Source organism: Microbulbifer sp. ABF4_148 (assembly GCF_056158985.1).
Map to the genome: position 1 here is coordinate 3,767,372 of NZ_JBSWUI010000001.1, position 12,668 is coordinate 3,780,039.

A 12,668-nucleotide genomic window follows, 5' to 3' on the forward strand; every position below is an offset into this window, starting at 1 on the left:
CCTAATAATTTAGCGTGAAGAGTAAATTCCCACACTTGAAAAAATTTCTTTGAACCGCTGCTTTCCGCCATCGAAAGAAAACTGCTCTTTAGCTAGAACTTTTCCGGTTTCAGCATATTGTGACCAGAGTTTCTCATCGTCGTATAGGCGTACTATTGCATCAACCCAAGCCTGGGGACCTTCAACAATAGAAGCACTAACTGAATTAGAAACCCCTGTACCTTCTGCTGCCACCTCGGTAAGCACCATCGGAGTTCCGTACGCCATGGCTTCCAGCACTTTACCCTTTATGCCCGCTCCAGATAGTAGCGGAGCTACAAACACACGATGCGCATGAAAAACATCGTCCAACGTCTCTGCAAATCCAACCATACGGACATTCTCAGCTTCGTAGGACCTGAACTGCTCCGGCATATTACTACCGTATACATGCAAGCAAATATCCGGTCGAGTCTGCTGTAGAAGTGGCATAACCTGTTTTACAAGGAACTCCACCGCCTCAACATTAGGTGTATGGTTGTAACCACCGAGGAATGAAATGCCCACTCTTTCCGAGAAACCCGGCCCCTCGGGCTTATCACCTAAAACCCAGGGCGTGAGGTGCAACTTGTCGGCCTCGAGAATGTGCGAAGTAATCACCGCATGTTCGGTCGAGTTATAGCAAAGTACCGCATCCGCATTTCGGCAAACCTGCAACTCCCGCTCACGGGTTTCAAGCGCCCGCTGCACGAGCTCCTCATCACGCCCATGCTTCAGAGCGCCTCTCATCTCCCTCAAAAAATGCAGATCGGCGTTATTGAAGACAATTTTCGCATTCGAGTTTTCACGAATCGCTTGGATATATTTTTCCGCGACTTCGTACCGCGTGATATACACGGCATCAAATTCCAGAAGGCGGCGCTCCAGCACATTGAACACCGTTGTGTAGAACGGCGCATAAAGCACCTCGACACCCATTCTCTGCAGCTCTGTCGTGTACTTGCCGAAGTGCGCCATGTTTTCCGGAACAAAGGTGACCTTGAAACCAAGAGAAAGCATCAACTTGATTTCTTGAACCGCAGCATAGCTGCCAGCATCTTTGTTTGGCATGGGGCTCGCGTAGTCGATCACCAAAATCCTTTGGTCGACATTACGATCCTTTTGGCCTGCCAGCGCTTCATAGCTGGGCTCGCCGTTATGCCGGAATTCGCTAAACCACTTACTCCGGAACTTCCGCTCGTTAGTAACTTGGTATCTCTTTAGCCCCTTATTAACATCTGTGCCGTGACTTTTACCCTCAAAATGAATAACAGTAGAGTGTGGTACAAATACTGTCTTGTAGCCTCTTTCACGGACCTTGAATGCAAGGTCTGTATCCTCGTAGTAACACGGTGCGAATTCATCGCTGAAGCGACCCACTTCTTCCCAAAGTGACTTGCGGATACACATTGCCGCTCCAGTCAAGTAGTCTACCTCTCGGGCGTAGGAGTACTCAGGCGCATAGGGGTTTGCGTCGCGGCCAACATTCCAAGGCTCACCATTGCCCCATACGACCCCCCCAGCCTCCTGAAGAGAGCCATCTGAGTGAAGCAGCTTCGAACCTGTCATACCTACATCTTTGTCCTGATCCAGCTTCGCTACCAGTTCATCAAGCCAGAATGAAGTTACTTCGGTATCGTTGTTCAGGAATACAACGTACTCACCACGACAAACTTGGCTTGCACGGTTGCAGCTTCGCAAAAAACGCAGATTCTCTTCGTTACGAGAAACAACCAAATTGCCTATAATTTGCTCAGCTCGCGCTGTCTCATCGTTTGAACAATCGTCAGCCAAAATCACTTCATAGCTGACTTTGTTAAAGGCCAATGCGATAGATGCTATGCAGTGGTAAGTTAAAGGGAATTTATTATACGCAGGCACTACGACCGAAACTCGGGGTGCATCACACTTTGGCAAAGCGAACTTCGGGAAGTTTTTCCTATTCTCATATCCCTCTACAACCACCTTGTGCACAGTCAACAGGTCAGCCGGTGAAATTTTCGACGCTCCCGCAACTTGCGCTTCCAGTTGATAGTTCAGGGATTCATACCTATGACCTGCCTCGCTTGGACGGGACATGAAGCCCGGCTCTCGATAGCTCTCTTTAAGATACTGCCAGGGCGTCTGCACCGGATGAACAACAAAATAGCCCATACCTAGCACATCAGGGCTACCCTGGACGCCCAACTTGTAAAGCCTGCTCTTACCATCCTGATACTGGGTTGGCACCGGCAGGGCAACTTCACAGCGAATTTCCGGAGAGCTCACCTCCCGAGTTATGACTTTTTCGTCTTCGTGATACAGCGTGATAGTACGGTGCCCGATGGGCCGTTGACTGGTCAGCATAACGATTAGGTGACTGCCCCGGACCCTAACAATTTCAGCGAAAATCCCCACCTGCTCAAACTCTACTTCCAGCTCGGCATGCTTCACCGGCTCGAGTGTGTCACCACGAATCACCTTCAATGCAACTTTACCGGCATTACCCAAAATGGGCTCGAGCGGAAGATTAAATCCGTGCTCACCACGATTAACACCAGCAGATTTAAGGTCTTCGCGATACTGATTCGCCATGCCACTAGCGACTACATGATCCCCCACGAGCACCTGAACTGGCAGCGCGCCATCCTCACCCTCAACGGCCGCCCAGCCAGAAATCATGCCAGCGTCTATTCGATCGATCCTCCCCACGGGTTCGACCTCACCTGCAACACTTTCCCGGTTTTCTACCGGACGACTTTCAGGCAATGATTCTCCCGCACCAACGCTTTCATTCCGAAGTTCGTCTTCAGCCAATTCCACACTCGATCTGTCCAACATTTCTACGCCCCATAATCAAAATCTGCTATTGCCCGCACCACCCCTCAGGTGCGGCCATATTTATCTTCAAACCGGACTATATCGTCCTCACCCAAGTAGGTTCCCGTTTGGACCTCAATCATCTCCAGAGGAATTTTCCCCGGATTCTCCAATGAGTGGACCTGACCGATTGGAATGTATGTCGACTCATTCTCACTCACAAAGAACTCGCTATCCCCATTCCTTACCCGGGCAGTACCAGACACAACAATCCAGTGTTCGGCCCGATGATGGTGCATCTGGACAGACAGTTTCGCGCCAGGGTTGACGGTGATCCGCTTTACCTGATCCCGATCGCCAAAATCGATCGAGTCGTATTTCCCCCATGGCCGTACAACCTCACGACCATGCACATACTCTTTGCGCCCTTCTCCCTTCAATTTTTCGACAACTTTCTTGACATCCTGCATTCGGGATTTATCTGCAACTAGAATTGCATCCTTTGTGCGCACAAGAACTACATTCTTCAAGCCGATTGTCGCCACCAACTTGTCTCCGGCGTCGATGTAACAATCTTCACTGTGCTCAGAGATGACATCACCTCGGAAAACATTTCCGTTTGCATCTTTCTCCGAGACGCTCCAGAGACTTTCCCAGCACCCAAGATCACTCCAACGCGCCGACAAAGGCACAACCTCTGCATTAGCGGTTTTTTCCATAACCGCATAATCCACAGAGTCGTCCGGGCACTTAGCAAACTCTTCAGCATCGGGGCGTATAAACAACATATCCGTCGAAGCCGACCCCATGGCACGCTCACAAGCCACGAAAATGTCTTCGCGATGCGCGCGTAACTCCTCTAAATAGCTCTCTGCAGAGAACATAAACATCCCGCTATTCCACAGGTATTGCCCACTTTCGAGGTATTTTTGGGCAGTAGACGAATCTGGCTTCTCTACAAACTCATTGATCTTCGAGACTTCCTCTACAGATCCAGCCTTGATATAGCCGTAGCCAGTATGGGGACGGGAAGGCACAACACCAAACGCCACCAAGGCCCCAGCTGCAGAACGTTCAAAGCCCTTGAGGACAGCTTGGTTAAAATATTCTTCACCCTGGATCAGGTGATCTGCGGCAAGCACCAACAAAGAATCAGATGCATCACATGCAAGAGCTGCCAAGGCAATCGCGGGCGCAGTATTCTTACCCTCAGGCTCCAGAATAATCTGGCCATGATCTACACCAGCTTTTCGCATCTCTTCGGCACACAAAAACCTGTGATCTTCGTTACAGATAACGATGGGAGGCGCCGTGTCCAGGTCTTTGAGCCGAAGTAAAGTATCGACCAGCATCGAGTTATCAGACGCCAGACTCAGAAATTGCTTTGGCATCATTTTACGGGACGCCGGCCACAAACGACTGCCGGTACCGCCGGCCATAATTACGGGTTGTATCTTGGGCATTGCTACGTCCTACTTCTTATACTGCTTTTCGATCCAATCCTGGTAGCTACCATCCATTACGGCCTTCCACCAATCTTCATTCACCAGGAACCAGTCAATGGTGTCCTGAATACCCTGCTCAAACGAATGGCTGGGCTGGTATCCCAACTCACTATTCGATTTCGCTGGGTCTATGGCGTAACGCCTGTCATGCCCAGCTCTGTCGTTAACATAGGTGATCAAACCTGCCGAATTTCCAGTAGCAGCTCGCGATGCATTCGGGAACCGGGCAGCAAGAGAAGAATCCTGTTTGAAGGCTGAATCCATCAACTCGCAAATTTTCTTTACGATGTCGATATTTGCCCATTCATTAATACCACCGATGTTGTAACACTCACCAAGGCGTCCCTTTTTGATTACTAAATCAATGCCACGAGCGTGATCTTCCACATACAGCCAGTCCCGAATCTGCTGACCATCGCCATAGATCGGCAAAGGCTTGTCATGGAGGATATTGGTAATTACCAGAGGGATTAGCTTTTCGGGGAAATGATAGGGACCGTAATTATTGGAACAATTACTGGTCGTTACATTAAGTCCGTAGGTATGGTGGTACGCACGCACCAAATGATCAGACGCTGCCTTGCTCGCAGAATAGGGACTGTTTGGCTCGTAAGCTTTGGTTTCTGCAAATGCCGGATCATCAGCTTCTAACGTGCCGTATACCTCATCCGTAGACACATGATGGAAGCGGTGAGAATCTTTATTCAAACCCTCTTCCAGCCAAATCTTCTTGGCAGCCTTTAGCAGACTATGGGTGCCGATAATGTTTGTTTCGATAAACGCATCCGGGCCGGTAATTGATCGATCAACATGACTTTCCGCCGCGAAGTGCACCAAGGTATCAATCTGATGTTCCTTCAAAAGAGTTTCAACGAGACCTGTGTCACAGATATCCCCGTGACAAAAGGTAAAATTACTGTTAGAAGCTACAAGATCTAGATTGGATTTGTTGCCGGCGTATGTGAGTGCATCCAGTACCACAACCTTATCTTGTGGGTATGTCTCCATCCAGTAATGAACGAAGTTGGCACCAATAAAGCCCGCGCCCCCAGTTACCAAAAGATTACTCATTGTTTTTCCCTATTAATTTTTCTCTCTTCCGCTCGACGTCGGAAGCCTATTAGTCCCGTTACTGGCCATTGCTTCCAGTATCCAAATGCGGTTTTCAGCTCTCGTTGAGTATTTGCACTTATCAAGCAGAGCCCGACAACCCCTTAGTTTTTAGCGTTTTCCGCAATACTTCTCGCCAGTGCTGAAAGTCAATTTGCAACTCGTCTGCCAGGCGGGCCTTGTCCAACACACTATATGCAGGTCGCTTTGCAGGTGTCGGGTAATCAGATGTCGAAATGGGGTTGATATTGACGCTCTTTTCAGGCTCCAACACACCCAACGCTTTGCCCTCTTCGTAGATCGCCACAGCAAAATCGTACCAGCTGGCTACTCCAGCATCAGTGCAATGATAGATACCCTTTGCATCTGAAGATTTTGCCAATCCGTAAAGTACGGCTGCCAAAGTGGTTGTGGAGGTTGGTGTGCCGATTTGATCCGCAACAACACTTAGATTCTCACGCTCGCCCATCAGGCGCAGCATGGTGTTTGCAAAGTTATTACCATGCGCAGCGTAAACCCAGGCTGTACGCACGATAACAGCACCAGCTGATGCAGCCAAAACGGCCTGCTCTCCCTCTGCCTTACTTTCGCCATAGACACCTAGCGGAGCGATAGGATCGTCAGTTTTGTAAGGCGTCGACTGGCTACCATCAAACACAAAATCAGTGGAAACGTGAATGAAACGCGCACCAATTGCTTCACAGGCCGCTGCAAGCACACCAGGACCTTTAGCATTGATGGAAAATGCCAATTCAGCCTCTGATTCAGCCTTATCCACAGCTGTATACGCAGCAGCGTTGATCACCACATCGGGAGACACCTTGGCAAACATTTCCTGGACAACTTGTGCGTCGGTAATGTCCAACTCTTCTCGAGAAAACGAGAACAGCTCTACATTTTCAGGACAGCGCTTTTGTAGCTCGCGACCTAACTGGCCATTTTTTCCGGTGATAAATACTTTCATCTATAAATAGTTTCTTGCTGTAACCACAAGTACGCTCGTACTTGTCAAAAAACCAGCGATCTGGGGCTTCATCAATAGTTCTCGCCTCCTCAAGCGGAGGCCATTCTATTCAGCAGACAATTCGCCACGCATCTCTATTAATCAAAAGTCTCAGCATCAGCCAAGAACTTCCCTTCCGCATCTTTCTGCGAAAGCTGAGGAGGCTCCCCACCAACGAGCGGCCAATCGATATCCAGCAGGGGATCGTCCCAGCGCAAAGAATGCTCGTATTGCGGCGCATAGTAGTCTGTGCATTTATACACAAACTCCGCAGAATCACTCGTGACGTAAAAGCCATGGGCAAAACCTTCCGGAACCCAAAGCTGACGCTTGTTTTCTTCCGAGAGAAAAACCCCAACCCACTGCCCGAATGTTGGGGAGCTCCGCCGCATATCTACCGCGACGTCATACACCTCTCCCCGTGTAACACGAACAAGCTTGCCCTGCGTCTGCTGAGTTTGATAGTGCAAACCCCGCAAAATCCCTTGGGATGACTTGCTATGGTTGTCCTGAACAAAAACTCGTTCCGCGCATTCTCGATTGAAAGTATCCTGACGATACGACTCAAAGAAAAAACCTCGCTCGTCGCCGAACACTTTTGGCTCGATAATTTTTACGTCAGAAATAGATGTCTCAACAATGTTCATCAAATGAACCTATTCGTTTAATTCCACAACCCCTAAAGAGGACTTCCAAAGTTACAATCGGCTAGTTATCGGCTAAACGCGTGGTCACTTTTCGACTCTTGCAGGAGTTGCATCAGGTAAACACCGTAACCGCTCTTAATCAGCGGCTGCGCCTGCGCCTCTAATTCGTCTGCAGAAATAAACCCTTTCCGAAATGCTACTTCTTCGGGACACGCAACTTTAAGGCCTTGCCTGCGTTCGATGGTCTGAACGAACTGGGCTGCCTCGAGCAAATTATCATGGGTTCCTGTATCGAGCCATGCGGAGCCGCGCCCCATCAGCTCGACGTTTAGGGACCCCTGATCAAGGTACATACGATTGAGGTCAGTAATTTCTAACTCACCACGCGGACTCGGCTTGATCTCCTTTGCCAGATCACATACCGAACTATCATAGAAATAGAGCCCTGTGACTGCGTAGTTAGATTTGGGCTCGGAGGGTTTCTCTTCAATGCTGATTACTTTTCCAGCACTGTCAAACTCAGCAACACCGTAAGCCCTTGGGTCGGCCACATGATACCCAAAGACGGTAGCACCAGAGGTACGGGAGTCTGCATTGCGGAGAACTTCATTAAAGTGTTCCGCATAGAAGATATTGTCTCCAAGAACCAGGGCGCTTGGGTTATTCCCAACATGCTCTTGACCAATAATAAATGCCTGCGCCAGCCCGTCGGGTGAAGGCTGCACAGCGTAAGAAAGATTAATTCCCCACTGGCTTCCGTCGCCAAGCAGGTTTTGAAATAGCACTTGCTCTTGAGGGGTTGTAATAACCAGAATGTCGCGAATACCCGCCAACATCAATGTAGTCAAAGGGTAGTAAATCATTGGCTTGTCGTACACCGGCATCAGCTGTTTGCTAACGCCTTTCGTAAGCGGGTACAAACGAGTACCGGAACCACCCGCCAAGATTATGCCCTTTCGGTTTGTCGAATTATCCACAATGCCCCCAATTTCTAAAATTCTTAAAATGATTTACCAAGACAGTATCAACTGTCCCGCTCAGGTCTTGTCTGGTCTGGTCTGGTCTGGTCTGATCAGAATCCCGCAACCTGCATACTAGAAAGACAGCACTGCCGCGGTACCCACAGCGATACGATAGAGGATCTCGGTAATGTCTTTAGTTACTTGCAATTCGCTTGCCTTAATTTCAGGCATTACCATAATTTCGTCGCCGGGACGCAATCTACCTTTCGGGCGCTTACCAAAATCACCATCATCGATACGACTGATTGTCCCATCCAAATGCAAGACGATAAGCTCCTTACGATTGGCATTATTGGCAAAGCCCCCGGCCAGCTCGATGTAATCATCAAGAGTTCGCTTTTCGTTAAATACCAATGAGGTTGGGAATACCACCTCACCAACTACTGAGATAGTCGACATCTTCAGGGGCACCACTAACTCATCGCCATCCTCCAACAACATTTCAGCGGCGTTTGGAGTATTCGATAGCACAACCTGTCCACGCGGCTTCGCCTTGCGTGCCTGGGCAATAAAGTTTTGGATCATTGTCGCCGTATCACGCTGTGTCGTCTTCTCCGACTCAGTAACGGGCTGCCTTGTCAGCACCTCCATCTGCAGTGCATCGAGTGAACGATCAAGCGCGATGCGCTGCTTTTCCGCCACACTTTCCCGATAGAGCTGCACAGCTGAAGGATCCGAGCTCTCGCGATACTGCAAGTCTTTAAGCAGATCGCCTAAAGTAGCACCGTAGGGCAGCACAAATGTGGTAGGGCTATCAGTTTCGCCTTTCACGTGCACCGAGATCGACTCCACGTCACTATCTTTTACCAACTCTACTTTTGCACCTGGGTGCAGCGGCTCCAGCAATGCCAAATCAAGCGGTAGGTACTTTGCCTGCTGCTTTGCGTCGATCACCTGGGTAATTCGGGCAAAGTTTGCCTGAGGATCTGGCTTCGTAATGAGCAACATCTCACCAAGTTGCGTCGTCGGCCCAACAAATTCCATTTGCGCAGACTGCTGAACGGCTCCCTCCAAAGTAACGGTACCTTTGCGCGGACCAACAACGATTGCATCGCCATTGTGAAGCTGCAATGCAGGCATGGTGCCGTCTGTCAGAAACTGGTACAGGTTAACCAATTGAATGACGTCATCGCCGCGCAGAACCCGGACATCAATAAAGCTGCCGCTATCATGGGATATACCACCGGCACTATCCAGGTAGTACAAGACGGAATCGGAAGAAAATCCTGAGTAAAGCCCTGGCTTCCGAACATGCCCGGTAACAAATACTTTTACTGGCTGACTGGCCTCTAGGTTGGCATAAGCTCGCACGTTACTTTTAAAGACCCGCTTTACGTGCCGCAAAACAAAATCATTAAGGTCGCCATTGCGCACGCCTCCAACCCTTACAGGACCAACTTCCGGAATAAAGATATTTCCCTGCGGGTCAACTACGAGGGAGGCCGAGAAACTATAGGCGCCCCACAACTGGAGATTTACCCGGTCACCCACAGTAATCCGGTAAGAGGGGTTGAAGCCGGTAAAAGGCTGATCCTTAAAGGCACCTCGAAACAGGCTCCCACCAAAGACGGGTACCCTGCTATTTTCTTCTTCTGCGAGCTCGCTATCTACGGTTTGCGTCTCCAGCGCCTGAGCACCAACGCCAACCAAGAGGGTGGCACAGACAAATGCCGCTATTAATTTATCTATCATCACTTTTGCTAGTTGCATTTGAACATTACGCCGTATGACTCTATTCATGTAAGTTCGGGCCACTCTGCTCATACTCTGTGGTCCCGGATACTAGAAACGAGCATTTTCCCGATGCCGTATAACATTAAAAGGATCACTGCAAGGCTCGCGAGGTTATATAGCTTGCTGGGGTATTCCGCCTCTTCAGCTTGAGAAGGCTGACTTACCACCATCAAGTGCTTCAGGTTATTTGTGGCTTCAATTCGGGCAGTCTCCAGAGATGTCAGCGCCGCCTGATACGTATCCATCGCGAACCTGAGGTTCAGTTCCAAGTTCTGAAAGTTTGCCCCAAGTGAGTTCAGGCGCTGCTGACCATCATTTTCCTCGACACCCACCAAGCGAACTCGCTCGGCCTGCACCTGCTGCTCCAAAGCAGAGATCTCAGACTGCAGGGAAACAACTTGGGAAGCGTCAGCATTCAAATAGGTGCGCGCCGCCGTAAGTTTTGCACGCTGCTCTGAGGCCCTTGCCTCCAGGCCCTGTATGATCGTACTAATCCCTTTCGTTAGCTCCTCAGGGCTGACGATCTCGTTACGGTTTTGGAAATCCAGAATATCTTGCTTGGCACCGCGTAATTTGTCTTGAGCCAGCTCCAATTCACTTCGAACAAACGCGACTTTCTTTTCCGCGAGCTGATTGCTTACTTCATTCACAAACGCTTCGGATTTGGAAATAATCACCTCAACGGTTTGCTTCGCGTACTCCGGCTCAAAAGCTTCCACCGCGATTGTTACAATACCTGTCTTCTCATCGAAACTGACGCGAACCCGCTCTCGATAATATTCCAGATAGCTTTCCTGGGAGGCGTCAGGGTTCAAGCGAGAAAACCAGTCATACCGCTCACTTTTGTAGTATTCAGATAGACTCAGCTCCTCGTCCAGATACAGAGCCATATCCAGCGAGTGGACAAAATTCACCACCAGATATGCGTCCTGGCTTTCCCCTGTCGCACCGGGAGTCAGAAACCCCAAGGCAGCTGGCATTACCTGATCAGACCCACTGTCTTTAACAATCAACTGTGTACTACTTACATACCGGTCAGATACGAGAAAAACGTAATACAGAGTAACAAGTGCCAATGGCAACCCGACAAAGAGACCGACACCCAACCACGGACGAAGCGACGTCTTAATGCTTTTTAATCTGAAAACATTAAGGGCCCTACGCAGCAGCGTATATAAATGCGGCTTTCGCTCTAGTGTTGTTGAAACTTCTTTGTTTTCCATAGCTATTTAGTCGCTTCGACCCCACCAACGCTAGCGAGTCGCCTTCTTTTGCTGTTTGGCTCCTGATTGATACGAAGTAATCGCATCCTCAAGGTCTTCATATATCTTCAACTGCCCACCATCCAGAAAAAGACCGACATCACAGTTTCTTCTCAAGATATCCATGGAGTGAGCCACGATAATAAAATTTGAAACCTTTCTTTTTTCTGCAATTACCGCCTGGCACTTGTGCTTAAAGTGCGCATCGCCAACCGACATGACCTCGTCTACAAGATACACGTCAAAATCGACCGCAATACTTAACCCAAATGCCAACCTCGATCGCATACCTGACGAGTACGACTTAACCGGCGAATCAAAATACGACCCAATTTCTGCAAATTCCTGCACCCGGTCCAGAACCTTTCGGCGTGCTGCGGACCAAATTCCGTGTATCCCACAGATAAATTCACAGTTTTCCCTTCCAGTCATACTGCCCTGAAAGCCACTGGACAATCCCATAGGCCAAGAGATTCTCTGATCGGTAACAACTCGGCCGCTGTCTGGATAGTCAATTCCACCCATTATTCTGAGGAGAGTTGATTTACCCGCGCCGTTTCTCCCAAGTATTCCGATATTTTTACCTTCAGGAAAGGATGCCGAAACATCCCGGAATAGGACCTTCCTCCCCCCCGGTGTTCTAAAAGACTTGGTGAGATTTCTGAGCTCTATCATTGACTCCGCACCAAATCCTGCCACTGGCTGCGATAAACCAACAACCCAAACGACAACATAGCGACAGCGCAAAAGGCAAGATATTCCAAGCTTGCGTAGTTCGCCTTATAAGGCAGAAAGAGCCCCTCTCGAGTTAGTTCCACGACATGGAGTAAGGGGTTCCAAATCAAATACGGATGATATTCCTTAGGAATCTGCTCTAGCGAAAAGAACACTCCAGACATGAAGTACAGCGGGCGTTGGATCATTGGCCCAAATTTACCAGCCTCCGGGTATTTAGCACCAACAACGCAAATTGCAAGGCTGACACCGAAGCAAAAGCAGAGATAAAGAAAGCTAACTACAACCAACAACAAAAAGTCGTTGAAGGGAGCAGCTACGCCAAACCATGCCAATATGGAAAGAAGCGCAACAACGCTAAAAATGTAAATGAAAAATTCCAACACTACACGGGCGAGAACAGCGTCAAATGGCCGCAACTGCCGGTAATTGAATAACCCCTTATTAGACTCTACAGCCGCAAGTGATTTCGAGAAGCAATGGGAAAAAAACAAAAAGGGGGCTATGCCGCCCAGCATGAACAACATAGTGTGCAAACCGGGATACAGCTCACGGCCAATTAGACTAATCAAGTAGGCAAATAATAAGATATGCATCGCTGGCTCGAGCAGCACCCACGCATAGCCCAAGCGCCACCTGCCGAAACGGGTCTTCATCTCACGAACAAGTAAAGCGCGAATGACATCGAGCTGAATCTGCCAGGGAGTTCGGTTGGCCAGAGCTTTCATACAACTATTTCTTTTGGCTCTTCTTCTGAATACGTGGCCAGCGTCGCCTCGCAAATTCAAAGTCGCTCTCGCAACCCCTTTCAAGCCCCCTCAATAGAATCATTA

The 12,668-nt window shown here is 49.2% G+C and carries 10 protein-coding genes; all 10 read right to left on the bottom strand.

The window, feature by feature from the left end; genetic code table 11:
- Positions 1-9 precede the first annotated feature (9 nt).
- The 10 genes from ACXAD0_RS16615 to ACXAD0_RS16660 all read right to left on the bottom strand — a co-directional run bounded on the left by ACXAD0_RS16615 (position 10) and on the right by ACXAD0_RS16660 (position 12,563).
- Positions 10-2,820 carry a glycosyltransferase gene (locus tag ACXAD0_RS16615; protein WP_475089770.1) on the bottom strand — a complete coding sequence of 937 codons (2,811 nt, stop codon included), beginning with the start codon at positions 2,818-2,820 and terminating at the stop codon, positions 10-12.
- A gap of 62 nt (positions 2,821-2,882) precedes the next feature.
- Complete coding sequence (locus ACXAD0_RS16620; RefSeq protein ID WP_475089771.1) at positions 2,883-4,280, bottom strand: mannose-1-phosphate guanylyltransferase/mannose-6-phosphate isomerase; 1,398 nt, start codon at positions 4,278-4,280, stop codon at positions 2,883-2,885.
- 9 nt (positions 4,281-4,289) lie between these two features.
- A complete protein-coding gene (gene rfbB / locus ACXAD0_RS16625) occupies positions 4,290-5,393 on the bottom strand; it encodes a dTDP-glucose 4,6-dehydratase (RefSeq protein WP_475089773.1) in 1,104 nt (367 codons plus the stop codon).
- Between the two features lie 121 nt (positions 5,394-5,514).
- Entirely contained in the window at positions 5,515-6,396 is an 882-nt protein-coding gene (gene rfbD, locus ACXAD0_RS16630; RefSeq protein WP_475089774.1) for a dTDP-4-dehydrorhamnose reductase, read from the bottom strand.
- Positions 6,397-6,533: 137 nt separating this feature from the next.
- Entirely contained in the window at positions 6,534-7,082 is a 549-nt protein-coding gene (rfbC, locus tag ACXAD0_RS16635) for a dTDP-4-dehydrorhamnose 3,5-epimerase (protein ID WP_475089775.1), read from the bottom strand.
- Positions 7,083-7,147: 65 nt separating this feature from the next.
- Positions 7,148-8,062: a glucose-1-phosphate thymidylyltransferase RfbA gene (gene rfbA / locus ACXAD0_RS16640; protein ID WP_475090414.1), complete on the bottom strand. Its 915-nt coding sequence runs from the start codon at positions 8,060-8,062 to the stop codon at positions 7,148-7,150.
- Positions 8,063-8,176: 114 nt separating this feature from the next.
- Entirely contained in the window at positions 8,177-9,814 is a 1,638-nt protein-coding gene (locus ACXAD0_RS16645; protein WP_475089776.1) for a polysaccharide biosynthesis/export family protein, read from the bottom strand.
- 50 nt (positions 9,815-9,864) lie between these two features.
- Positions 9,865-11,061, bottom strand: coding sequence for a KpsE/RkpR family capsule polysaccharide export protein (locus tag ACXAD0_RS16650; RefSeq protein WP_475089778.1), 1,197 nt, complete (start codon positions 11,059-11,061; stop codon positions 9,865-9,867).
- 30 nt (positions 11,062-11,091) lie between these two features.
- The gene (locus ACXAD0_RS16655; RefSeq protein ID WP_475089780.1) at positions 11,092-11,775 is read right to left on the bottom strand and encodes an ABC transporter ATP-binding protein; all 684 of its coding nucleotides are present in this window, start codon (positions 11,773-11,775) and stop codon (positions 11,092-11,094) included.
- Positions 11,772-12,563: an ABC transporter permease gene (locus ACXAD0_RS16660; RefSeq protein WP_475089782.1), complete on the bottom strand. Its 792-nt coding sequence runs from the start codon at positions 12,561-12,563 to the stop codon at positions 11,772-11,774. The genes ACXAD0_RS16655 and ACXAD0_RS16660 overlap by 4 nt, the downstream gene beginning before the upstream one ends.
- Between the last annotated feature and the right edge of the window lie 105 nt (positions 12,564-12,668).